The sequence below is a fragment of the Stakelama portus genome, assembly GCF_003171655.1.
Classification (GTDB): Bacteria; Pseudomonadota; Alphaproteobacteria; order Sphingomonadales; family Sphingomonadaceae; genus Sphingomonas; species Sphingomonas portus.
In genome coordinates this window covers 456,396-480,507 of the sequence record NZ_QFZL01000003.1, presented here as the reverse complement: position 1 = coordinate 480,507, position 24,112 = coordinate 456,396, and the positions used below count along the sequence as shown (strand labels likewise).

22 protein-coding genes are annotated in these 24,112 nt (G+C 63.5%); 13 read left to right on the top strand and 9 right to left on the bottom strand.

All coding sequences use genetic code 11. The features are described from left to right. The first annotated feature begins 47 nt into the window (after positions 1-47). The 6 genes from lgt to DKB74_RS10815 all read left to right on the top strand — a co-directional run bounded on the left by lgt (position 48) and on the right by DKB74_RS10815 (position 6,269). Positions 48-926, top strand: a complete 879-nt coding sequence (gene lgt, locus DKB74_RS10840) for a prolipoprotein diacylglyceryl transferase (protein WP_109808137.1) — start codon at positions 48-50, stop codon at positions 924-926. Continuing rightward, on the top strand, positions 916-1,974 hold the full coding sequence (locus tag DKB74_RS10835; protein ID WP_164497940.1) for a class I SAM-dependent methyltransferase: 1,059 nt from the start codon (positions 916-918) through the stop codon (positions 1,972-1,974). The genes lgt and DKB74_RS10835 overlap by 11 nt, the downstream gene beginning before the upstream one ends. Next, the gene (locus DKB74_RS10830; RefSeq protein WP_109808136.1) at positions 1,974-2,483 is read left to right on the top strand and encodes a GNAT family N-acetyltransferase; all 510 of its coding nucleotides are present in this window, start codon (positions 1,974-1,976) and stop codon (positions 2,481-2,483) included. Before DKB74_RS10835 ends, DKB74_RS10830 begins: the two co-directional genes overlap by 1 nt. Continuing rightward, entirely contained in the window at positions 2,480-3,247 is a 768-nt protein-coding gene (pgeF, locus tag DKB74_RS10825; RefSeq protein ID WP_109808135.1) for a peptidoglycan editing factor PgeF, read from the top strand. Before DKB74_RS10830 ends, pgeF begins: the two co-directional genes overlap by 4 nt. A gap of 139 nt (positions 3,248-3,386) precedes the next feature. Beyond that, on the top strand, positions 3,387-4,694 hold the full coding sequence (locus DKB74_RS10820; RefSeq protein ID WP_109808134.1) for a cystathionine gamma-synthase family protein: 1,308 nt from the start codon (positions 3,387-3,389) through the stop codon (positions 4,692-4,694). Between the two features lie 174 nt (positions 4,695-4,868). Then, a complete protein-coding gene (locus DKB74_RS10815) occupies positions 4,869-6,269 on the top strand; it encodes a methyl-accepting chemotaxis protein (RefSeq protein WP_109808133.1) in 1,401 nt (466 codons plus the stop codon). 51 nt (positions 6,270-6,320) lie between these two features. On the opposite strand, the gene murA is transcribed toward DKB74_RS10815, so the two are convergent. After that, entirely contained in the window at positions 6,321-7,604 is a 1,284-nt protein-coding gene (murA, locus tag DKB74_RS10810; protein WP_109808132.1) for a UDP-N-acetylglucosamine 1-carboxyvinyltransferase, read from the bottom strand. Between the two features lie 88 nt (positions 7,605-7,692). Here murA and DKB74_RS10805 point away from each other — a divergent pair, with 88 nt between their 5' ends. Beyond that, positions 7,693-8,460 carry a Crp/Fnr family transcriptional regulator gene (locus DKB74_RS10805; RefSeq protein WP_109808131.1) on the top strand — a complete coding sequence of 256 codons (768 nt, stop codon included), beginning with the start codon at positions 7,693-7,695 and terminating at the stop codon, positions 8,458-8,460. A 9-nt stretch (positions 8,461-8,469) separates the two neighbouring features. On the opposite strand, the gene clpS is transcribed toward DKB74_RS10805, so the two are convergent. The 4 genes from clpS to DKB74_RS10785 form a co-directional block, all read right to left on the bottom strand. Then, complete coding sequence (clpS, locus tag DKB74_RS10800; protein WP_109808290.1) at positions 8,470-8,799, bottom strand: ATP-dependent Clp protease adapter ClpS; 330 nt, start codon at positions 8,797-8,799, stop codon at positions 8,470-8,472. Positions 8,800-9,000: 201 nt separating this feature from the next. Beyond that, positions 9,001-9,714 (bottom strand): phasin family protein, encoded by a 714-nt coding sequence (locus DKB74_RS10795; protein WP_109808289.1) that lies wholly within the window; start codon positions 9,712-9,714, stop codon positions 9,001-9,003. Between the two features lie 109 nt (positions 9,715-9,823). Then, positions 9,824-11,572, bottom strand: a complete 1,749-nt coding sequence (locus DKB74_RS10790; protein WP_109808130.1) for a PHA/PHB synthase family protein — start codon at positions 11,570-11,572, stop codon at positions 9,824-9,826. A gap of 13 nt (positions 11,573-11,585) precedes the next feature. Further along, complete coding sequence (locus DKB74_RS10785) at positions 11,586-12,374, bottom strand: YwqG family protein (RefSeq protein ID WP_161956847.1); 789 nt, start codon at positions 12,372-12,374, stop codon at positions 11,586-11,588. Between the two features lie 123 nt (positions 12,375-12,497). On the opposite strand from DKB74_RS10785, the gene DKB74_RS10780 reads away from it, so the two are divergent. Both DKB74_RS10780 and DKB74_RS10775 read left to right on the top strand, forming a co-directional pair. Continuing rightward, positions 12,498-13,709 carry an LL-diaminopimelate aminotransferase gene (locus DKB74_RS10780; protein WP_109808128.1) on the top strand — a complete coding sequence of 404 codons (1,212 nt, stop codon included), beginning with the start codon at positions 12,498-12,500 and terminating at the stop codon, positions 13,707-13,709. A 66-nt stretch (positions 13,710-13,775) separates the two neighbouring features. Continuing rightward, positions 13,776-14,216 (top strand): acyl-CoA thioesterase, encoded by a 441-nt coding sequence (locus DKB74_RS10775; RefSeq protein ID WP_109808288.1) that lies wholly within the window; start codon positions 13,776-13,778, stop codon positions 14,214-14,216. On the opposite strand, the gene DKB74_RS10770 is transcribed toward DKB74_RS10775, so the two are convergent. Then, entirely contained in the window at positions 14,200-14,805 is a 606-nt protein-coding gene (locus DKB74_RS10770; RefSeq protein WP_109808127.1) for a TIGR02466 family protein, read from the bottom strand. The two genes, DKB74_RS10775 and DKB74_RS10770, sit on opposite strands and share 17 nt — an antisense overlap. A 27-nt stretch (positions 14,806-14,832) precedes the next feature. After that, a complete protein-coding gene (locus DKB74_RS10765; RefSeq protein WP_109808126.1) occupies positions 14,833-15,327 on the bottom strand; it encodes a winged helix-turn-helix transcriptional regulator in 495 nt (164 codons plus the stop codon). Between the two features lie 146 nt (positions 15,328-15,473). On the opposite strand from DKB74_RS10765, the gene DKB74_RS10760 reads away from it, so the two are divergent. Beyond that, positions 15,474-15,791 carry a CC_3452 family protein gene (locus DKB74_RS10760; protein ID WP_109808125.1) on the top strand — a complete coding sequence of 106 codons (318 nt, stop codon included), beginning with the start codon at positions 15,474-15,476 and terminating at the stop codon, positions 15,789-15,791. Positions 15,792-15,883: 92 nt separating this feature from the next. Continuing rightward, the gene (locus DKB74_RS10755) at positions 15,884-17,971 is read left to right on the top strand and encodes a RelA/SpoT family protein (RefSeq protein WP_109808124.1); all 2,088 of its coding nucleotides are present in this window, start codon (positions 15,884-15,886) and stop codon (positions 17,969-17,971) included. A gap of 45 nt (positions 17,972-18,016) precedes the next feature. Here the strand turns inward: DKB74_RS10755 and DKB74_RS10750 are convergent, their stop codons facing one another. Continuing rightward, positions 18,017-19,645, bottom strand: a complete 1,629-nt coding sequence (locus tag DKB74_RS10750; protein ID WP_109808123.1) for an alkaline phosphatase D family protein — start codon at positions 19,643-19,645, stop codon at positions 18,017-18,019. 115 nt (positions 19,646-19,760) lie between these two features. Here DKB74_RS10750 and DKB74_RS10745 point away from each other — a divergent pair, with 115 nt between their 5' ends. Further along, complete coding sequence (locus DKB74_RS10745; protein ID WP_109808122.1) at positions 19,761-21,461, top strand: dipeptidyl-peptidase 3 family protein; 1,701 nt, start codon at positions 19,761-19,763, stop codon at positions 21,459-21,461. After that, positions 21,458-22,966: a DUF2029 domain-containing protein gene (locus DKB74_RS10740; RefSeq protein ID WP_193504422.1), complete on the top strand. Its 1,509-nt coding sequence runs from the start codon at positions 21,458-21,460 to the stop codon at positions 22,964-22,966. The genes DKB74_RS10745 and DKB74_RS10740 overlap by 4 nt, the downstream gene beginning before the upstream one ends. On the opposite strand, the gene DKB74_RS10735 is transcribed toward DKB74_RS10740, so the two are convergent. Continuing rightward, positions 22,906-24,102 carry a glycosyltransferase gene (locus DKB74_RS10735; protein ID WP_109808287.1) on the bottom strand — a complete coding sequence of 399 codons (1,197 nt, stop codon included), beginning with the start codon at positions 24,100-24,102 and terminating at the stop codon, positions 22,906-22,908. The genes DKB74_RS10740 and DKB74_RS10735 overlap by 61 nt on opposite strands. Positions 24,103-24,112 lie beyond the last annotated feature (10 nt).

The following is a 24,112-nucleotide window of genomic DNA, read 5'->3' as shown; positions in this document are numbered from 1 at the left end:
GCGCGACCCCCGGGAACGGACCCCGGCGCCGGAAAAGGCTCTCCCACGTGATCGAATCCATCTTCTCCGTCGCCAGCAACTATCTTCACTTCAGCGACCTCCATCTCAATCCCAATGTCTTCACCATCATGGTCTGGGGGCATGCGCTGTCGCTCAAATGGTATTCGATCGCCTATATCGCCGGGCTGATCCTCGGCTGGATCGTGCTGATCCGGATGCTGAAGCAACCCGGTGCGCCGATGGCGCCGCGCCATGCTGACGACCTGTTCTTCTATGCCGCGCTGGGCGTCATTCTGGGCGGGCGCGTGGGCTATGTGCTGTTCTATCAGCCCGAAATGCTGCTCAATCCGCTGCAGATCCTGCAGCTATGGGATGGCGGCATGTCGTTCCATGGCGGCGCGATCGGCGCTTCGCTTGCGATGTTCTATACCGCGCACAAATTCCGCCTCGATTGGATGCGGGTGCACGATTATGTCGCCACCGTCGCGCCGATCGGCCTGTTCTTCGGTCGCTGCGCCAATTTCGTGAATGGCGAACTCTGGGGCAAGCGGACCGATGTTCCCTGGGCGATGGTGTTTCCCAATGCCGGGCCATGGCCGCGCCATCCGAGCCAGCTGTACGAAGCCGGACTGGAAGGGCTGCTGCTCCTCGCCATCCTCACCTATTTGTTCTGGAAGACCCGGGCGCGGTACAAGCCAGGCCTGCTCGTCGGCACCTTCCTGCTCGGCTATGGCTGTTCGCGCTTCTTCGTCGAGTTTTTCCGCGAAGCCGACCAGCAGTTTCAGGGCACTTTCCTCTATTCGGTGATCCATATGGGTCAGTTGCTGACGCTGCCGATGATCTTCGGCGGGCTTTATCTGATCCTCACGGCGAACCGGCGCACCGATCGCGTGCGCCCGGTGCCCGCCGAAGAGAATGCCGCCTGAACCAGTGACGCAGGCTCCGCTCGCCCAGCGCCTTGCCGAAGGCATCGCCGCAAGCGGGCCGATCCCGCTCGCCCAATATATGGGCGAGGCGAACGCCCATTATTATGCGACGCGCGATCCGCTCGGCGCGCGCGGCGATTTCACCACTGCGCCCGAGATCAGCCAGATGTTCGGCGAGCTGATCGGCCTGTGGTTCGCCGATCTGTGGGATCGCGGCGAACGCCCACCGGTCCGCTATGTCGAATTCGGGCCGGGGCGCGGCACGCTGGCATCCGATGCGTTGCGCGCGATGCGAAAGGTCGGGCTCGAACCGCCGGTGCATTTCATCGAAACCAGCCCGGTGCTGCGCGCCGCCCAGGCCGAACGCGTGCCCGATGCCGAATGGCATGTCGATCTGGTGGGCGTGCCCGACGACGCGGCATTGCTGGTCGTCGCCAATGAATTTTTCGATGCGCTGCCGATCCGCCAGTTCGTGAAGACCGGCGAGGGATGGTTCGAACGGCTGGTCGATTGCACCAGCGGCGTGTTTCACGGCGTGGTCGGCGACCGCCGCTTCGACCAGATCGTACCGCAGACGCTGCGCGACGCGCCCGAAGGATCGATCCTCGAAACCTGCCCCGCGGCGATCGCAGTGATGCGTCAGCTTGCCGCGCGGCTGCACCATCAGGGCGGCGTCGCGCTGATCGCCGATTATGGCTATCGCGGCCCGGCGACCGGAGAGACGCTGCAGGCCGTGCGCGGCCATGCCTATGCCGATCCGTTCGCCGATCCGGGCGAGCAGGACCTGACCGCGCATGTCGATTTCGGAACGCTCGCACAGGAAGCGGTGGCCGAGGAACTGGAACTCTATGGCCCGGTCGAACAGGGCCCCTTTCTCGAAGCGCTGGGCATCGGCCCGCGCGCCGCGTCGCTGGCGGCAGCGGCCCCGGATCGCGCCGAGGATATCGACATCGCCAAACGGCGCCTGACCGGCCCCGACGCCATGGGGCATTTGTTCAAGATGCTCGCCGTCACGGCGCCCGGCGCGCCCGAACCGGCCGGTTTCTGATGGCGGCGATCCGCCCGGCGTCGCCTTCGGACGCGGCGGCGCTGTCGGCGCTCGCATCGCGAATCTTCACCGAAACATTCGGCACGCTGTACGCGCCCGAGGATCTTGCGCAGTTTCTGAACGAAACGTTCGGCCCCGGGGGCCTGCCCGCTCAGATCGGCGACCCTGTCTTTGCCATTCGCGTCGCCGAAGCGAGCGGGGCGCTGGTCGGCTTTATCAAGACCGGCCCGGTCGCCTTTCCCGGCGACTGGGGCAGCGACACGACCGAACTCCACCAGCTCTATGTCGCTGCCGAAGCGCAGGGCAGCGGCGTGGCGCAGGCGCTGATCGACTGGGCGCTGGATCATGCGCGTGACGAAGGCTATTCCCGGATCGTGCTCAGCGTTTTTGTCGACAATATCCGCGCCCAGCGATTCTATGCCCGCAACGGCTTTGTCGAAATCGGGCGCTATGCGTTTCGCGTCGGCAATCATGTCGATGATGACCGGATCTGGGCGCGCGCATTGTGAGCGCCGCGATCGACGTGCACCGCGCCAGTGCGCTTGGTGACATTCCGCATGGCTTTCTGGGACGACGCGGCGGCGTATCACAGGGGATGCATGCCGGGCTGAATGTCGGTCCCGGATCGGACGACGAAGCCGAAGCCGTCGCCGAAAATCGCCGCCGTGCGCGCGAAGCTGTGCTGCCGGGCGCGCGGCTCGTTACGCTGTATCAGGTGCATTCCGCCGATGCCGTCACCATTGTCGAACCGTTTGAGGAACGCCTGCGTCCGCGTGCCGACGCGCTGGTAACCGACCGGCCGGGGCTGCTGCTCGGCATTCTGACCGCCGATTGCGCGCCGGTGCTGTTCGCCGATCCGCAGGCCGGGGTGATCGGCGCAGCGCATGCCGGATGGAAAGGCGCGATCGGCGGGGTTACCGATTCGACCATCGCGGCGATGGAGATGCTGGGCGCGCAACGCGACCGGATCGCCGCCGCCATCGGCCCGTGCATCGCGCGGGCGAGTTATGAAGTCGATGACGGCTTCCTTCAGCGATTCTGTGCCGAAGACCCGGAGAATGAACGCTTCTTCGCCGCCGGACGCCCGGGGCATCACCAGTTCGATCTCGAAGCCTATGTCGCGCACCGGCTGGCATCCGCCGGCATCCGGCAGGTCGAACTGCTCGGCCTCGACACCTATGCCGATGCCGACCGTTTCTTCAGCTATCGCCGTGCAACCCATCGCGGCGAACCCGATTATGGACGGCAGATCAGCCTGATCGGGCTCGCCTGAACCCCGCGCGTCGGGCGCGGCAGAAAAACATCACGCGCAATTTTATTATATTGGGTGATCCAACCGGCCACCGGGTTCGTTACAAGGACATATTGCGCCCGCGCCAGTCGGGCGAACTTCAGTCTTTGAGAGGAATTGCATGACCGACGAAACCGAAGCCGACATGACCGGCATCACGCCGCGCCGCCGGCCCAAGCCCGATGTCGACGAGATTGGCGGACGCAAGCTCAGGCCGTCGACGCTGATGATGGGCCATGGCTATGATCCGACATTGTCGGAAGGAGCGCTGAAGCCGCCGATCTTTGCCACCTCGACTTTTGTCTTTCCCAACGCAGCCGCCGGCAAGCGCCATTTCGAAGGCGTCACCGGCATTCGCCCGGGCGGCGCCGAAGGGCTGGTCTATTCGCGCTTCAACGGTCCCAATCAGGAGATATTGGAGGATAGGCTCGGCGTGTGGGAAGAAGCCGAGGAGGCGCTCGCCTTTTCCTCCGGCATGTCGGCGATCTCGACTCTGTTCCTGGCGATGACCAATCCCGGCGACACGGTGATCCATTCGGGGCCGCTTTATGCTGCCACCGAAACGATGATCGGCCGCGTGCTGGGCAAGTTCGGCGTCAACTGGCTCGATTTCCCCGCCGATGCGAGCCGCGACGAACTTGAGGCAGTGATGCGCAAGGCAGGCGAAAGCCGCGTCGCACTGATCTATCTCGAAAGTCCCGCCAACCCCACCAATGTGCTGGTCGATATCGAAGCGGTGGTCGCCGCGCGCGATGCCGTGTTCGGCAAGGACAACGGCCCGCCGATCGCAATCGACAACACCTTTCTGGGTCCGCTGTGGCAAAAGCCGCTGCGCCACGGCGCCGATATCGTGGTGTACAGCCTGACCAAATATGCCGGCGGTCATTCGGATCTGGTCGCGGGCGGCGTGCTGGGATCGAAGAAGCTGCTCGATCCGATCCGCGCGATGCGCAACACGATCGGCACGATCTGCGATCCCAACACGGCGTGGATGCTGCTGCGCAGCCTGGAGACGCTGGAATTGCGCATGACCCGCGCGGGGGAAAACGCCGCAAAGGTGTGCGAATTCCTGCGCACCCATCCCAAGGTAGAGAAAGTCGGCTATCTCGGCTTTCTGAAGGACGATGCGCAGGCGGATATCTATCGCCGCCACTGCACCGGCGCCGGATCGACCTTTTCACTCTATCTCAAGGGCGGTGAGAAAGAGGCTTTCGCCTTTCTCGACGCGTTGCGGATCGCCAAGCTGGCAGTGAGCCTGGGCGGCACCGAGACGCTGGCATCGGCACCGGCCGCGATGACGCATATTTCGGTTCCCGACGAACGCAAAAAGGCGCTCGCGATCACCGACAATCTGGTGCGCATTTCGATCGGGGTCGAGGATGCCGATGATTTGATCGCCGATTTCGAAGCCGCGCTGGCGGCAATCTGAATCGCGGCTACACCAACCCATATCAAGAAATTGATATGGAAATGGGCTGAAAACGCATTTTAACTGCGTTTTCGGCCCTTTTTTGTCTGATTCCCCGTCCGGCAGCCCGCTCGCCCTCTACGAAAGAACAGAAGAGCAATCGGGCTCCGCAGGTTTGGTATATGAGGAATTAGCATGGAGTGGTTCACGGCCAAGGCGCCGATACGCAAAAAGCTGGAGGTCACGTTTATCGCGATGACCGCATTGGTGGTCCTGGGAGTGCTGTGCGCTGCCTTGACGCCGACCTATATCGGACTGCCGCTCGGCGCGCTCGTCGCGATATTCACCGGGGTGCTCGGCATGCGCCTGCGAAAGGCGATCGCCGATCCCTATGTGGCAACCGTGGTACGCATGGAGGGCCTGGCCGCCGGGGATCTCGACAGCGAAATCCAATACACCGAATTTGAAGACTGCGTCGGCCGCATGACCAAGGCGATGTTCACCTTTCGCGACACCGCACAGCGCCAGCGGGAAAGCGCACGCGAACAGGAAGTGATGGTCAGCACCTTTACCGAAAAGCTCGAGAAACTCGCCGATGGCGATCTGACCGCGACGATCGATACCGATTTCACCGGCGACTATGTGACGCTGAAGAACAATTACAATGCCGCACTGGAAAGCCTGCGTGGCCTGATCGCCGCCGTTATCGAATCGGGTTTCGCGATTCGCACGGGGTCCAACGAGATCGCGACCGCGTCCGAAGACCTTGCCCGTCGTACGGAAGCGAATGCGGCCAGCCTCGAACAGACTGCCGCGTCGATCACGCAGATGGACGGCCGGCTCAAGGCGACTGCCGCTGCCGCACAGCGCACCGTGACGCGCGCCGATGGCGCGATCGCTACCGTCGATGGCGGTCGCGGGATTGCCGATGAAGCCGTGCAGGCGATGGGCCGCGTTTCGGACAGCGCCAAGGGCATCGACAGCGTGATCGAGGGGCTCGACAAGATCGCGTTCCAGACGCGCGTTCTGGCGATGAATGCGGCGGTCGAAGCCGGACGTGCCGGTGAAGCGGGACGCGGTTTCGCGGTCGTCGCCGATCTGGTCTCCGCGCTTGCCATGCGCGCCGAAGAGGAAGCCGGTCGCGCCCGCGATCAGCTCACCGCGACGCAGGGCGACATCCAGATGGCGGTCAGTGCAGTCGAACGCGTTGACGAGGCCCTGTCGGCCATTTCCGAAGGCGTTACTGAAGTCCATGGGCTGCTCGGCACGATGGCCGAGGACAATCAGGCCCAGGCCAGTGCGATCACGGAGATCAGCGCAGCCGTCGGGTCGATGGATCAGGCAACCCAGCAAAACGCTGCAATGGTCGAGGAAACCTCTGCCGCGGCGCGCTCGCTGACCAGCGAAGCCGAAACCCTGTCAAATCAGGCATCGTCCTTCGTGATCGACTCGGGCGGACGCCGCCCCGCCGCAAGTTCGGCCAGCACGCGGGCCCCGGCCCGGCCCGCTGCGCCGAGCACCCGATCCGCGCCGCTCATGCCGGCCGCGATTGCGAGCAGCGCGCAAACCAACAGCGGGGACTGGGCCAGCTTCTGAGCCCTGCATGTGACGGGAGCGCCGCGGGAGCCGGCGCTCTCCCGTCGCCCGTCAGCCGTCGCCGACGCGTTCGATGTCTGCACCCACCGCCTGGAGCTTTTCCTCAAGCCGTTCATAGCCGCGATCGAGGTGATAGACGCGGTTGACCTGCGTCTCGCCGTCGGCGGCCAGACCCGCGATAATCAGGCTCATCGACGCGCGCAGATCGGTCGCCATCACCGGTGCACCGACCATCCGATCGACGCCGCGCACCACCGCAGCACGCCCGCGCACCTGAATATCGGCGCCCATGCGCGCCAGTTCGGGCACGTGCATATAGCGATTTTCGAAGATCGTTTCGGTCAGCACGCTGGCGCCGTCCGCCTTGCACAACATCGCCATGAACTGTGCCTGCATGTCGGTGGCGAAGCCGGGATAGGGCGCCGTCGAAAGCGTCAGCGGCGCAAGGCCGTTCGACGCTTCGATATGAATCGCATCCTTGCGCTCTTCGACCGTCACGCCTGCTTCGCGCAGCGCATCGAGCGTCGCCAGCATATCGCCCGCCGCCGCACCGACCAGATCGACGCTGCCGCCCGTGATCGCCGCGGCACAGGCATAGCTGCCCGCCTCGATCCGGTCGGGCATGACGCGATAGGTGGCGCCGTGCAGCCGGTCGCGGCCTTCGATTTCCAGCGTCTCGGTACCGATACCGTCGATCGCCGCGCCCATCGCGACCAGCAGATTGCAAAGATCGACGATTTCCGGCTCGCGTGCCGCATTTTCGATCCGGGTCGTACCCTTGGCCAGCACCGCCGCCATCACGGCGTTTTCGGTGGCGCCGACCGAAACGATCGGAAAATTGACGCGCCCGCCCGGCAAGCGCCCGCCCGGCGCCGTCGCCTTCACATAGCCGGCCGTGACTTCGATTTCGGCGCCCATCGATTCGAGCGCCTTGAGATGGAGGTCGACGGGCCGATTACCGATCGCGCAGCCGCCCGGCAGCGACACGGTCGCTTCGCCCATCCTCCCGACCAGCGGCCCGAGCACGAGGATCGACGCGCGCATCTTTCGCACGATGTCATAGGGCGCGACCGTGGAAGTGAGTCGCGCGGCGCGCATCGTCATAACCCGCCCGAAATCGGCAGGATGCGCCCCTTCCACCATGGTGGAGACACCGAGCTGGTTAAGTAGATGTCCGAAGCTGTCGACGTCGGCCAAACGCGGCAGATTACGCAGCGTCAGCGGCTCGTCCGTCAGCAACGCGCACGGCAACAGCGTCAGTGCTGCGTTCTTGGCGCCCGAGATAGCGATGCGGCCCGAAAGGCGATTTCCGCCACGGATCAATATGCGGTCCATTGCGGCGCTTCTAGCCGGTGACAGCGTTGGTGCAAGGGGCAGAGCGAGTATGTGACTTGATCGACTTTAATGCGTTGATTTGTTTGGGATGCTTTGGATCGAACAGGTGGGGGAGCAAAGTGTGTCTGCGAGTTGTTTCGCGGATGTTTTGGGCCGTCTGATTGATCTGACGGGCTCTGAAACGGCCGCACTTGAAAATCTTGAAGAGCGTCAGCGGACTTTGCGCCGCGGGGCGGTGCTCCAACGCGAGCGCGAACGCTGTAACGAGCTCTATGTGCTCCGCAAGGGGCTGATGATGAGCTATGTCCTGCTGGATGACGGCAGCAGACAGATATTGCGCTTCCTGTTTCCCGGCGACTTGATCGGCGTTTCCTCGCTGATTTACAGCGAAGCGCCCGAAGCGCTCTGCGCGCTTACCGACTGTGTGGTGGCGCCGTTCGACCGAAGCCTTTTGTCGCGTATTTTCAGCGACCATCCCCGGCTTGCGGCGATGATTTTCGTTTATTGTCAGATCGAACGTGTAACGTTAACGGACCGGCTGGCCGCGCTGGGCCGGACATCGGCAAAGGCACGGATCGCGGCCTTGCTGCTCGAACTGCGCAACCGGCTGCGCGGCACCGACCGCAGCGTGACCAACGTGTTCCCGCTCGGCCTGACGCAGGAGGAAGTCGGCGACGCCACCGGGCTGACATCGGTCCATGTCAACCGCATGTTCCGCCAGCTGGAAGAGGAAAAGATGATCTCCCGCGAAGCCGGGCGTGTCACGTTGCTCGACGAAGCGGCGCTGACGCGCGCGGCGAACTACGCCAATCGCTATGAACGTCTGGATCTGAGCTGGCTGCCGCCGGCGCGGTGACGCGCGGGATCAGGCCTTTTCCAGCGTGCATTGCAGCGGATGCTGATTCTGCCGCGCGAATTCGATCACTTGCGCGACTTTGGTTTCAGCCACTTCATAGCTGAAGACACCACATACGCCGACACCGCGCTGATGCACGTGCAGCATCACGCGCGTCGCCTCTTCCATATCCATGCGGAAAAAACGCTGGAGCACCAGAACGACGAACTCCATCGGCGTGTAATCGTCGTTCAGCATCAGAACGCGATACGGCGTCGGTTTTTTCGTACGCGTACGCGTCCGGGTCGCGATGCCGACCGAGTTGTCGCCATCGCCGCCCTGGGCGTCGTCTTCGTTCATCCGGATGGGAAGGAATGTCACTGCCATTGCGGCTCCAGAAATATGGACCCCATGGCGAGAGGGCAAGTACCCGCCGTCCGGTCCCGGCACGGAAGCCGGTCGTAGCGGGACAGTCGGCGCCGGAACGCGATGCCCCAAAAGCGGTTCGGGCGGCCGCGCCATGCGCGACCGCCCGATGCCTCCCTTTGAAAACGGCTGCGCTCAGGCGACCGTTTTAACCTTTTCCGCCGCAACGGCGAAACGGTTCGAAAGCGGCTGCGCGGCATCGCCGGCGAGCTTCAGCATCGCTTCGGTCGTCTTCGACGCTTCGGCGACATAGCTGTCGAATGCGCCACGCACATATTCGCTCTGCAGCTTGAAGAAATCGGCCGGGGTCTTGACCGACGCGAGGTTCTTGAACGCCGCAGTGGCTTCCTCGAACGACTTGCGACCGAATTCGGCAGCTTCCTGGCCAAAGCCTTCAAAGCCCTTGGCAGTGATCTTGCCCGATTCGACCAGGGCTTCGATATTGCCCTTGGCGAAATCGTTCATTTCCTCGGCCATCTTGGTCGACTTTTCGACGGCGGCCTTGGTGCGATCGTTGAAATCCGCGAACATCGCCTGTGCACGGTTGATGGTGTTTTCTGCAGTGGCTTCCATTGCAATCACTTCCTTTTTGATTGCGGCGGACGCTTCGGTCTTCGCCGCAACGGGTTCGGGTGCGCTGGCGGGGGCCGGCGCCGGTTCGGTTTTCTTTGCTTCCTGCGGCGCCGTCTCCGCTGCCGCGGGAGCCGGGGCCGCAACCGTTTCGGGCTGCTCTGCCGGGGTCCTGGCGGCTGCCGGAGCGGGCGTCTTCTTGTTCGTCGCAGCCGGCTTCTTCGGCTGCGCGGGCTTCGCAGCTGAACGTGCCTGCTGCTTGGGTCCCTTGCTTGCCATGATGGGCTCCTGTCTCTTGCTGCAATGCAGCATTTAGACATGGAGTGTTTAAATTGCAAGTGTTATTGTGCAGTGCAGCATAAGGGCTTCAGCCCCCGGAACGCACGTTTTACCGCATCCGCACATAGGTTCCCGGCGCATCCGCCAGGCTCTTCAGCTTGCCGTCGCCGGGCACGCGCGCGCCCTTGGCGGGCGTGGTTTCGGAATCCTGCCCGCGCAGCCATGCGACCCAGTCGGGCCACCAGCTTCCCTTTGTCTCCTTGGCGCCCTTCACAAAGGATTCGAGCGTTTTGGCGCGGCGCCCATTGGTCCAATACTGGTATTTCCCGCTCGACGGCGGATTGATCACACCGGCGATATGGCCACTGCCCGCAAGCAGGAATCGTGTCGGGCCGCTGAAATGCTCGGTCAGCTTCCACACGCTTTCGGCCGGCGCGATATGATCTTCCCGCCCGGCCTGAATATAGGCGGGGGTCTTTACCTGTCGCAGGTCGATCGGGGTGCCGCCGACCGACAGCGACCCGGGCTCGACCAGCCGATTGTCGCGATACAGATCGGTCAGATAGGCATAATGCCATTTGGCGGGCAGATTGGTGACGTCCGAATTCCAGTGGAGCAGATCGAACGGCGTATAGTCTTTGCCGAGCAGATAATTGTTGGTGACATAGCTCCAGATCAGATCGCGGCCGCGCAACAGGTTGAACGTCGCCGCCATATAGCGACCGTCGAGAAACCCTTCGGTGGAAAGGCTGCGGATCACCGCCAGTTGCTCGTCATCGACGAAATTGACGAGATCGCCCGCGCGGCTGAAATCGACCTGGGCGGTCAGGAAAGTCGCGCTTTTGACCTTGTCGGCCTGCCCGCGTTCGGCGAGCACCGCCAGCGTCGCGGCAAGCGTGGTCCCCGCGACGCAATAGCCGATGGCATGGACGCTATCGACGTCGAGCAGATCGCGCACGGTATCGATCGCATCGATCTGGCCGCCTTCGACATAATCGTCCCAGACGACATCCTTCATCGACGCGTCCGCCGATTTCCACGACACGACGAACACCGTCACGCCCTGTTCCACCGCCCAGCGGATGAAGCTTTTTTCCGGCGTCAGATCGAGGATGTAATAGCGATTGATCCACGGCGGAAAGATCACCACCGGCGTCTTCAGAACGTCGGGCGTGGCTGGCGTATATTGGATCAGCTCATAAAGCGGCGTCCGCTTCACCACCTTGCCCGGCGTCGTTGCCAGATTGCGCCCGACTTCGAACGCGTCGGGGTCGGTCTGAGTCATCTGCCCGCGCGCCATGTCGCTCAGCATGTGCTGCAGACCCTTGAGCAGGCTTTCGCCCTTGGTCTCGACGATCTTTTCCAGCACTTCCGGATTGGTCGCCGGAAAATTGGCGGGGCTCATCGCATCGAGCAACCCGCGCGTCGCGAAGCGCATCTGTTCCTTGTGCCGCGCATCGACGCCTTCGATCGCGTCGACGCCCTTCAGCATATGTTCGGCGAGCACCAGATAGCTCTGGCGGATAAAGTCGAACACCGGTTGTTCGTGCCATTGCGGCGCCTTGAACCGGCGGTCGCGCGCCTGTTCGGCGGCCTGACCCAGCGGTTCGCCGGGTTCCTGAGTCAGGAACCGCGTCCACAGCTGCATCGTGTCCGACCAGAAATCGGCGCTCGCACGAATCGCGGCGCTCATGTCGATCTCGTGCGACAGCGCGGCGGCCGGCGGCAGGTGCGCCATCATGTCGAGCCCATGTTCGAGCATCATCTGCTGCGCCCGGCCGATGACCCAGGTCCAGTGCTGCATGTCTTCGAGCGAAGGCATCGTCGCCGTGTTCGGTCCGGTGTCGCTCGTGCTCATTATCGCCTTTCCGTCAGAAGGACTGCAGGATCATCCAGCTTTCGCCAAAACGGCCGTTGCGGGCATCGTCTTCGCGTATCCAGAAATAGAGCCTGCCGCCATCGCCCCATTCCATGTTGAGATCGGGGTCGCAATCGACCTGCAGCAACATCCGCCAGTCGTTCGCGCCCGCGCCCAGCGCCGTATCGGCGTGCGGCGGCAACTGGTCCGGCTCCAGCACCGGGATACCCTGAGAGGCGCATTGGCACTGCTCCTCCATGATATCCGCCTGGATCGGTTCCGGCCACCCGCCGACGCGGTGCCGCTGCTCTCCGAGCAGCTCGAACGGTTCGTACAGGGCGTCGAGATCACGTTCTGACAACGCAAGATCGCCCAGTGCGATCCGTGCCGTCGTCGGCCACGACACTTCCGGCACGAACATCACCGGGCGGACCGGAAAGGGCGTGCATGCATCGGGCGGCGGCAAGGTCAGCCCCTCAGGCTCGGCACCCGGTCGGAATCGCACGACCCAGCTGCCTTTCTTGGCGGGATCGAGCCCCCAGCCGCGCTGTTTGCAGTCATAGAAGAATTGCAGCACGCCCGATCGCGGCAGCCAGTCGGGACCACCGACGCTGTTCAGTTCGGACAAGTCGAGCTGACCGATGAAATCGAGCGGCTCGCCATCCCAATAGGGCCAGTCGCCGCCGATATGCCCCTGGGGCATGCCGCCGAGCCAGCTTGCGGTGGCTTCGATGCTCGGACCGAGCAGCCATGTTTCCTGCGCCGCCTCGCGCAGGCGGCGGCGGGCCTCGTTAAGCGACATTGCTTGCCCCTTTCGCCGCGCTTTTGCTGGCATGGCAGTGCACACAGGTATAGAGTCACGCGCAGCGGCTGCCAATTCGGAACCGCAATCATTTTCTCCACGCGAGGAGGCGTGACTTTTCCCATGTCCGACGAGTTCTACCGCATCAAGCGTTTGCCGCCCTATGTCATCGCCGAAGTCAACGGCATGCGGGCAGCGGCGCGCGCGGCAGGCGAGGACATCATCGACCTGGGAATGGGCAATCCCGACCTGCCCCCGCCCGACCATGTGATCGAAAAACTGTGCGAAGTTGCGCGCAAGCCCGATGCCCATGGCTATTCCCAGTCAAAGGGGATCCCCGGGCTGCGCCGCGCCCAGGCCAATTATTACGGGCGCCGGTTCGGAGTCGATCTCGACCCCGAAACCGAAGTCGTGGTGACGATGGGATCGAAGGAAGGGCTCGCCAGCCTTGCCACGGCGATCACGGCGCCGGGCGACGTCATTCTGGCGCCCAACCCCAGCTATCCGATCCATACCTTCGGCTTCATCATCGCCGGCGCGACGATCCGCGCGGTGCCGACGACGCCCGACGAGGCCTATTTCGAAAGCCTTGAGCGCGCGATGTACTTCACCGTGCCGCGGCCGAGCGTGCTCGTCGTCAATTATCCGTCCAACCCGACGGCAGAAGTCGTCGACCTCGCTTTCTACGAACGCCTGGTCGCCTTCGCCAAGGAACAGGGGCTGTGGATCCTGTCGGACCTTGCCTATTCCGAGCTCTATTTCGACGGTAATCCGACGCCTTCGATCCTGCAGGTCCCGGGCGCCAAGGATGTGGCGGTGGAATTCACCTCGCTGTCCAAAACCTATTCGATGGCCGGATGGCGGATGGGCTTTGCGGTCGGCAACAAAAAGCTGATCGCCGCGATGACGCGCGTGAAATCCTATCTCGATTACGGCGCCTTCACGCCGATTCAGGCCGCGGCCTGCGCCGCGCTCAACGGCCCGCAGGACATCGTCGAAAAGAACCGACAACTCTATCACAAGCGCCGCGACGTGATGGTCGAAAGCTTCGGCCGCGCCGGATGGGATATCCCGGCGCCGCGCGCGAGCATGTTCGCCTGGGCACCGCTGCCGCCCGCGCTTGCGCATCTGGGCAGTCTCGAATTTTCGAAGCAGTTGCTCACCGAAGCCAAGGTCGCGGTCGCGCCGGGGGTCGGCTATGGCGAAAATGGCGAAGGCTATGTCCGCATCGCGATGGTCGAGAACGAACAACGGCTGCGCCAGGCGGCGCGCAACGTGAAAAAATATCTTCAATCGATGGGCGTCAATTCGGGCGGACAGAAGAAGACCGGCTGAAGCGCCTGCGATTTTGCATCGCAACAATCACGTGATTTTTGCATGGCCTGTGGGTATCCGCAGGCCATGTCCATTTCCGCATCCGAATTTTCGACGCCGATCCGCGTCCGTTACTCCGAAATCGACGGTCAGAAGATCGTCTTCAATTCGCGCTATCTGGAATATGCCGATGTCGTGATCAACGAATTCTGGCGCTGGACCGGGATCGACGATCTGGGGCCGGAATGGACCGAAGCGGAGTTTAATGTGGTTCGCGCGGAGCTGAACTATTCCCGCCCCTTCCGATATGACGATCTGATCGACGGGCGCGCGCATGTCGCGCGGATCGGCAATTCGAGCATGACGATGCGCGTCGAACTCTATCACTCTGGGACAGGCGCGCTGCACACCATGGTCGATGTCACCAGCGTCCAGCTCGACCTCGCAACGCGCCGCCCGCTGGCCATTTCGCCGCGCGTGCGCGCACGGCTCGAAACGCTGATGGCGCCGGTTACAGCCGATAATTGAAGCTGACGCTGATCCGGTCGCTTTTCGCGCTGCTCTGCATCACTTCGTGGCGCAGCCAGCTTTCCCACAGGAAGATCGCTCCGGCCTCCGGCTGCGCATAGACAAAGGGCTGAAGATCCTCGGGCGCGTCGGGCGTGCGGACCGGGGCGGCCATCAGCATCGAAAGCCTCGGATCTTCGAGCTTGAGCGCACCCGAACCCGGCGGCACGGTGACATAGAGCGTCCCCGATACGACGCTGTGCGGATGGATATGCCCCGAATGCGTTCCGCCGGGCTTCATCACATTGACCCACAGGCTGTCGAGCTTGAGCTTGCGCCCGCCAAGGTCGAACGCGCATAGCTTCGCGAACCGGGCAACATGGCGGTTCAGGTGACGGACCAGATCGCCGAAACGCGGATCGCGCTGCGGCAGATCGGCGAGCGAGGCATAGCTGGTATAGCCGCGATAGCCATGTTCCTTCGACCATGCCCGACCGGCGCGATCATCGCCGGAAAGATCGCGGCACGCATCCTCCAGTTCCTCGAGCAATGCGGAATCGTCGAGCGCGCCTTCATAGAAGCGCGTGGCGAAAAGCGAGCGAACGGCCATCTTATCCTGCTCTGACTGCGAAAATTGCTATTCGGCTGCTTCGGTGTTCGCCGGAGCGGCCTCGGCCTCTTCGGACAGCGCCCAGAGCATGTCGCCCTTGCCCAGCGGGCGGCCGTCATGGCTGAGCACCTGCACCTGGCGGATCGGCTTGCGATCGCGCGCGTCGACCAGGATCGGATTGGCGGGCACCCCGGTTTCCCACCGTTCGCCCCATTGCCGCAGCGCGACCATCGTCGGCAACAGCGCATAACCCTTGTCGGTCAGCCGATATTCGATCTTGCGACGGTCGTCCGCATGCGGCCTGCGTTCGAGGATGCCGTGATCGACCAGCCGCGTGAGCCGGTTGGCGAGGATATTGCGCGCAATGCCCAGTTCCGACTGGAACTCCTCGAAATGGCATAATTTGTTGAACGCGCCGCGCAGGATCAGAAACGACCAGCGCTCGCCCATGGCTTCCAGCGCCGCGGGCAGGCTGCAGCTCGCGACCAATTCCCGCAGCGATTGTCGAACGGCATCATCCATGAACGCGCACCATACTCACATTTCGGCCGGACCCAAATCGCTTATGCGTTTTGCGTCGCAGCAACAGTTTCAACTTGCAACTATCATTTTGGCGATTTAAGTAGCGTTTCGCAACTTAATGCTGCGCATTTTTCAAAGGATTCGTCATGGCCCGTCTGACTTTCGCGGCTGTTGCCGCTGCAGCCTCGTTCGCCCTCATGCCCGGCACGGGCATCGCCCAGGTATCGAACGGCTATTATTCCGCCACGCCGGCAACCGCTCCGGCCCCGGGGCAGATTGTCACCCGATCGACGGTGTGGACCTGCGGCGAGACCAGCTGCGATGCGCCCAAGGGGCGTTCGCGCGATGCGATCATGTGCCAGCTGATCGTTCGCGAGGTCGGTGAGCTCGCAAGTTTCAGCGCCAATGGCGAAGCGTTCGACGCCGAATCCTTGTCCAATTGCAACGCGCACGCGCGAAGCTGACCATTTCTGTTGCAAATCCGCAGCACGCGGCCCCATCTAGGCTCAGCTTGGGCATTCCTGCCTGCATTGGCTGAGGACAGAGTAAGACGCGCGTGCTGCGGCAATATGAACTGGTAGAACGGGTCAAAGGGTACGACCCGCAGGCCGATGAGGCGTTGCTCAACCGCGCCTATGTCTTTTCGATGCACGCGCATGGCAGCCAGAAGCGCGCATCGGGCGACCCCTATTTCAGCCACCCGATCGAAGTCGCGGGCATCCTGACCGACCTGCATCTCGACGATGAGACGATCGCGACGGCGATCCTGCACGACACGATCGAGGATACGGTGGCGACGCCGGAGGAAATCCTCAGCAAATTCGGTCCGTCGGTGGCGCGGATGGTGGATGGCGTCACCAAGCTGTCGCGCATCGAAGCGCAGAGCGAGAATGAGCGCGCCGCGGAAAATCTGCGCAAATTCCTGCTCGCCATGTCGGACGACATCCGCGTGCTGCTGGTCAAACTTGCCGACCGGCTGCACAACATGCGCACGCTTCATTACATCAAGAAGGAAGACAAGCGCCGCCGCATCGCGCGCGAGACGATGGACATCTATGCCCCGCTCGCCGAGCGGATCGGCATGTACGAGTTCATGAAGGAGATGCAGACGCTCGCCTTCCGCGAACTCGAGCCCGAGGCATGGGAATCGATCACCCGGCGCCTTGAGGCGCTGCGCAAGGACGGCGACGATCGCATCGCCAGGGTTTCCAAGACATTGTCGCAGCTGCTCGAACGCAACGGCATCGAAGCCGAAGTGTCGGGGCGCGAGAAACACCCCTATTCGATCTGGAAGAAAATGTCCGAGCGGCATGTAAGCCTCGAACAGCTTTCCGATATCACTGCCTTTCGCGCGATCGTCGGTACCGAAGAGGAATGCTATCGCGCGCTGGGCGTCATCCATCGCAAATGGCCGATGGTCCCGGGCCGCTTCAAGGATTATATCTCGACGCCCAAGCGCAACGGCTATCGCTCGCTGCACACCAGCGTGATCCTTGCCGAAAATACCCGCGTCGAAATTCAGATCCGCACGCACGAAATGCACGCCCAGGCCGAATATGGGCTCGCCGCGCACTGGGCCTATAAACAGGACGCGGTGCGACCCGATACACAGGTCAGCTGGATCCGCGATCTGGTCGAAATCCTCGACAATGCGGGCAATGCCGAAGAGCTGCTCGAACATACCCGCATGGCGATGTATCAGGATCGCATCTTCGCCTTCAGTCCCAAGGGCGAGCTGATCCAGTTGCCCAAGGGCGCGACGCCGATCGATTTCGCCTATGCCGTCCACACCGATCTGGGCGATCAGGCAGTGGGTGCAAAGATCAACGGGCGCGTCGTGCCGCTGCGCACCGAAATCGCACAGGGCGATCAGGTCCAGATCCTGCGTTCCAAGGCACAGGTGCCACAGGAAAACTGGCTGAACTTCGCGATCACCGGCAAGGCGCGCGCGGCGATCCGCCGCTATCTGCGCCATAAGGAGCGCGAGGAAAACGAAGCGCTTGGCCGCAAACTCTATGACGAAATCGTCCAGCGGCTGCCCGCGCCGGTCGGCATGGACGGGCTGATGGACGCGCTCAAGCGGCTGCAGCTACCCGACGAAGCGGCGCTGATGGACGCAGTCGCGCGGCAGCAAGTGACCGACGCCCAGGTGATCGAGGCGCTGATGCCCGGAACCGCCGACGGGCTCGAACAGGATATGCCGCCGCAGCAATATGCGATTTCGATCAAGGGGCTGACGCCGGGCGTCGCCTATGATCTTGCCGATTGCTGTCGCCCCATTCCCGGCGACCGGATCGTCGGCATCCGCCGGCCCGGCGAAGGCATCGAAGTACATGCCATCACCTGCGAAAAACTGGCCGAAGTCACCGATGCCGACTGGGTCGACCTGCAATGGGGCGAAAAGGCCGCAGGCGGAGTCGCGCGGATCAACGTGACGCTGAAAAACGAACCCGGCGCGCTGGGCACGATCGCGACACTGATCGGCGCGCACAAAGCCAATATCCTTGGCCTGCGCATGGACGATCGCGACACGACCTTCCACACCAACACGCTCGAGCTGGAGGTACGCGACCTCCAGCACCTGATGCGCCTGCTCGCGGCCCTGCGCGCGACCGAAGTCGTCAGCTCGGCGGAGCGGGTTTAGGGCTCACGCCGCCCCCGGCCCCACCGGGCCGGGAAAGCGCGACGCTTACGCCATGACCTTTGCACCGCGCATCACGCTGGTGCTGTAGCCGACGCGCGTCGCGGCGGGATCGTGGCGAGTGATGCTGTCGACGAACAGCCAGTCGTTCGTCGCCTTCTCCGGCGTCAGCGTCATCGCCATATAGCCGCGGTTGCTGGTGTCGCACCATTTCAGCTCGCTATTCGCGTCGACCAGGCTGCGCGCGATCGTGCGCGGATCGGCGGTGGTCGCCGATTCGAACCCCGGCGACGACACGCTGTGCCCGGCAAATTCGACGCCCGCCGGCCTGCCGTCCTGCGCCAGATCGAACGCCCAGGCATTGTGGCTGTCACCGCACAGGACCAGCAGTTCGGCGTCCATTTCCTGCGCCGATTTGAGGAAGCGCGCGCGTGCGGCGGGATAGCCGCCCCAGCTGTCCATATTGAACGGCAGACCGGCCTGCGCGGCGATCGCGCCGGCCTGAAAATATTGCTTGGTATAAGAAGGCGCGTCGGGCGAGAGCCAGTCGAGCACATTTTGCGGCGCGCGCAAATTGCCCATGATCGTGCCGAAGCCGACGACCTGCCATTTGGTGCCGTGATGGATCGAATGGCGCATTTCCTCGGCAAGCCAGGCTTCCTGCGTCGTACCCATCATCGTTGCGGCCGGGTCCTGCCATTCGCCGTCGCGGAACCGGGCGAGCGCCTGCCCCGGATTGGCGGCAGTGAACAGCGGCGCAAGTTCGGCCTGCTTGCTGCGCGCGATCAGCCGCGTATCGGTGCGGAAGAAGGTCGCGAGCGTGCCGATCTGATAATGCGCCCAGGGTTCGTCGGAAATCGGCATCCATTCGCGCCATGCCTGCAGCGCCGCGGCCTTGCGCGTGCTCCAGTCGCCTTCATCGGCCTGATGGTTCTGCGCGCCGCCTTCCCAGCTGTCATTGGCCGATTCGTGATCGTCCATCGACACGATCATCGGCTTGGCCGCGTGCAGTTTCTGCAAATCGGGGTCCGAACGATAGCTGGCATAGCGCAGCCGATAATCGGCAAGCGCGATCAGCTCGCCATCGGGCGCGGGCCAGCGACCGTCGACGGCGCCGCCGGCGGGCGCATAGCCGCCCTTCTTATATTCGTAGAGATAGTCGCCGAGATGGACCCACAGGTCGATATCGTCGCGCGCGGCGGCATGGCCATAGGCGTTGAAATAGCCATAGGGCATGTTCGAGCAGGAGAAAGTCGCGATGCCGAACCGCGCGACATCGCCCTGGGGCAAGCTCTGGGTGCGACCGATTGGCGACATGCCGCCATCGGGCGCGATGAAGCGATAATGATAGGCGGTTCCCGGCTTCAGCCCCGTCACCGTGATCTTGGCGGTGTGATCGCGCCACGGGCCGGTGATCATTTCGCCGCCGCTTACGACCTGCGCAAAATCGGCATCCTCGCTCACTTCGACGCGCAGTTTCGCCGCGCCGCCATCGGCGGGGACATAGCGGGTCCACAGCAGCATCGACGTCGCCGACGGTTCGCCGCTCGCCACCGAATGGGTAAAGCCGCGCATATCGGCGACGGTCAGCGCGCGGGCAAAACCCGGCACGGCAAAGGCACCCAGGCCCAGCGTGCCGGTCATCAGAAGGGAACGGCGGTCGATCTGAAACGTCATGGCGAAACTCCTGTTCGGCCCAGCTCCTGCACCGCGGATATGGCGGGTTCGTGACAGTGTCCGCCGCCACCGCTAATGCAGGATCATATTCCAATCCGCGGAAAGGTCTTCCTCGATGCGCTTCGCTATTGTCCCCCTGCTTCTCGCCACCGCCGGCTGCACCACCGGCATGGCCGGCTCCGTTCCTGGCGAACCCGTGCCCGCCGCTCCGGTGGAAACGCCCGTCCCGCCGCACGCCGAAGCCTATGACCTTCAGGCGCAATGGGACAAGATCGCGCGAATCGACATGAACCCCGACACGGGCTTTCTCAGCGACGAGGAACGCCAGGTCGTCAATCTGCTGATCAAGGCATCGAACGAACTCAATCAGGTCTATCTGCGCCAGCGTGGCCCGGAACTGCCCGCGCTCCGCGAAACCATCGCGCGCAGCCGCCGCGCCGATGTGCCGTTGCTGCTCAAGATGTTCGACCGCAATTTCGGACCGTGGGACGAGATTGCCGAGCTGCACCCCTTTTGGGGCACGACTGCGATGCCCGAAGGCGCCGGCTTCTATCCGCACGACCTGACGCGCGAGCAGCTTGACGCCTATATCGCCGCGCATCCCGATCAGAAGGACGCGCTGCTCAGCCCCTATACGGTGGTGAAGCGCGACGGCGACGCGCTCGTCGCCATCCCCTATTCGGTCGAATACAAACAATGGCTCGAACCCGCCGCGCAATATATGGAACAGGCAGCGGCGATCACGACCAACCCCAGCCTCAAACGCTTCCTGACGCTGCGTGCGCAATCGTTCCGTACCGACGATTATTATGAAAGCGAACTGGCGTGGATGGACCTGAAGGACACGCCGATCGAAGTCGCGATCGGACCGTACGAAGTCTATACCGACCGGCTGATGGGCACCAAGACGGCGTTCGAAAGCTTCGTCACGTTGCGCGACCCGGAAGAAAGCGCCGCGCTCGACAAATATAAGGGCTATCTCCGCGACATGGAGGCAAATCTGCCGATCGATGACGCGTACAAGAATTTCCAGCGCGGTTTCGCCAGCCCGATCTCGGTCGCCGAACAGGTGCATGGCGGCGGCGACAATGTACCGGGGGTGCAGACCATCGCCTTCAACCTGCCCAATGACGAGCGCGTGCGTGAGGCGAAGGGCGCGAAGAAAGTGATCCTGTCGAACGTCCTCGGCGCCAAATATGAGCGCATTCTGGCGCCGATGGCCCCGATCGTCCTCGCCCCCGATCAGGCCGGTCTGGTGGTGAAGAAATATATGCAGCTCGAAACGCTGTTCCACGAATTGTCGCACAGCCTGGGGCCGGGCACGATCACGATCGACGGCCGCACCACCACGGTGAATGCCGAATTGCGCGACCAATATTCGGCGCTCGAAGAGGCCAAGGCCGATGTGATGGGCGCGTGGAACATCCTGTTCATGATGGACAAGGGCGAATTGCCCGAAGCCGAAAAAGACCAGCTGCTCGCCACCTATTTCACCGGTATCTTCCGCGCGATGCGCTTTGGCACCGAGGAGGCCCATGGCAAGGGCGCAGCGGCGCAATATGGCTATCTGCTCGCGCATGGCGCCTTCGCCTGGGATGATGCCAGCGGCCATTATGTCATCGACATGGACCGGATGGAGAGCGGCATCCGCGCGCTGCTCCACGACATGCTGATGCTGCAGGCGCATGGCGATTATGCCGGGACCAGGGCATTCTTCGACCGCTGGGCCGTGCTCGACGATCATGCGAAGGACGCGATTGCCGCGATGGATGCGATCCCGGTCGATATTCAGCCCATCTATCCCGAGGAAATATGAGCCAAAGCGCGTGGCGGGCGTCGGCGATTGCCGCGCTCGCCCTGCTCTTCGCGTTGCTGGCGATCGCGCGGCCGATCGACCATGACGAGAGCCAATATGTCGCCGCCGCGATATTGAGCGGCAGCGCGCTGCCGTTTCGCGACTTCGCCTATCTGCAGACGCCGCTTCAACCGCTGCTGTTTGCGCCGTTTGCCGCGCTGTTCGGCGCTTTCGCCTGGCAGGGGCTGCGGCTGGTGAATGCGGCGCTGGGGCTGGTGGCGGTGCTGTGCGTCCATCGCGCGGCGCGCGAGGCAGGAGCGTCGCAACGCGCCGCCACGATCGCGGCGGCGCTGTTCGCGACGACCGACATTTTGTTGTTCAGCATCGGCGTCGCGCGCAATGATGCGCTTCCCGGCGCGCTGGTTGCCGCCGCGCTGATCCCGATCCTGCGCGCAACGCAAGGCAAAGCGACGCCGGTCGGCGCCTTTCTTGCCGGATTGCTGCTGGCAAGTGCTGCGGCGGCCAAGATATCCTGCGCCTTTCCGGCTGCGGCCTATGGCCTTTATACCCTGTGGCACCGGCGGCATCTGCCGCTTTGGGTCGCTGCCGGGGCGCTGGCGCCATGCCTGCTGGTCGTGGGACTATGGATCGCCGCGCCGCAGGATTTCCTGTTCGGCGTTTTGATTTTCCCCTCAGCGGCGCCTGCCGATTATTATGCTGCGGGCGAGCGTGCCTGGAAACTCTGGGCCGCGCTCAAACCAGTCGATGCGCTCAAATTCCTCGCGCTTGGCCCCGCGCTGCCTGCGCTCGTCTTTCTCTCTATCCATCGCCCGCGCTCCGAGCCGGCGCTGCTATGCCTCGCGCTCGCGGCGGCGGCACTGATCGCCGCGCTGTTGCCGACGCCGATCTGGCGCCAATATCTGCTCCCCGCGCTGCCACCGCTGTTCGTCGCGCTGGCGATCATGCTGCCCGAGCGGCTGTCGGGAGCCTGGAAAATGGCCTTCCTGATATTCGCACTGGCCGGTCTCGCGCCCAGCCTGTCGGCGGTTTTTGCCGGAAAGCCCGCAATGGCGACGGCGACGCGCGAAATGGCGACGCTAGCCGCGGCGATGGACGCGGCCGGCGTGACCGGTCCGGTCGCGACGCTGGCGCCGCAATTCCTTGCCGGGACCGGGCGCGCGGTCGACAAACGCTTCGTCACCGGCCCCTTTTATTTCCGGGCGCAGTCGCTGCTTTCGCAAGAGGAAGAGACGGCGCGCAATCTGGTTTCGGCGCCAAGGCTCGCGGACAGTTTCCGCACGCGTCCCCCGGCGGCGATTCTGGTCGGCGGCGAAGGCGCATGGACGAGCGGCGACTCCGCGCTCGATGCGATGCTCGAAGCCTGGGCAGTGCATGCCGGATGGCGACGGGTGCCGATGAACAGCGACCGGTTCCGCCTCTATGTCCCCGCCGACGGCACGGGAAATCAGGCGACGCGCAGCCGGACCGATCCGCCGCGCCGCCGCTCCTCCAGCTTTTCGGCATAATAGTCCATCAGCGCGATGGCATGGTCGCGGTCGGACCGGACCCGTTGCGATGCGGCGCGTGAGGCCGCGCGCAGGATCGCCGGTTCGCGCGCGAACATGCGGCGAATCGCTTCGGCTGCGGCCTGAGCGTTGCCGGCGGTATAGGTTTCGGCGAACTGCACTTCGGCAATGTCCGAACATCCGCCGCGATCGGGCACGATCAGCGGCAGGCCCGACGCCAGCGCCTCGGTGCCCACCAGCCCGAACGGCTCGCTGTCGGCACCGTGGATCAGCGCGTCGCAACTCGCCATGATCTGCGACAGCCGGAACCGGTCATAGATCGGGCGGAACATGCGGATATGCGGGCTGCCCGCGATTCGCTTTTCCAGCCGCTGACGATCGACGCCGTCGCCCAGCATGATCATGCCCACCGGCAGGTCGCTTCCCGCCGCCTCGACCGCGTCGATCACCACCGACCAGCGTTTTTCGCGATGGTGCCGGCCCATGCCGAGCAGCAAATGCCCCTCGGGCGGCAGGCCGATCTGTGCGAGGATCGCCGCGCGCAGCTTTTCGTCGCGCAGGTCGGGCGAGAAATAGCCTTTGTCGATGCCCAGCGGCATCGACGCATCGACATGCATGCCGCGCCGCCGGAACCGCCGCGCCAGAGTCGCGCCGTTGGTGACGAACGCGTCATATTTCTCAAGAAAGCGATTCATATACTGGGTGTACCAGTCGAACATCGCTTCGACCTGATCGCGATTGGCGATGCCGTCGAGCCAGCGCTGGGGATAGGCGCCGATATTGTCGTTATGCGCAAAGAAGATCTTGAGCGCATCGCCTTGCCAGTTGCCGACAATCCATGCCGGACGCCAGGGGGAGCTCGCCTCCACGACATCGGGCTGGATTTCGTCGAGCAGCTTGCAGATCGGCGCGCCGTCGATGAAAATGCCGTAATTGCGATCGAAGATCAGCCGGGGCGCCTTGACCCAATGAATGCGCCCGCCGCCCGGCCGATCCTCGATGCTGTTTTCGCGGCCCGGGGCGATCACGATCAGTTCGTGCCCCAGTTCCGCCAATATCCCCATCTTGCGGTCGAGATAGGTGCGCACGCCGCCGCCGGTGGGCGAATAATATTCGTTGACGTCGACGATGCGCATCGATCCGCCT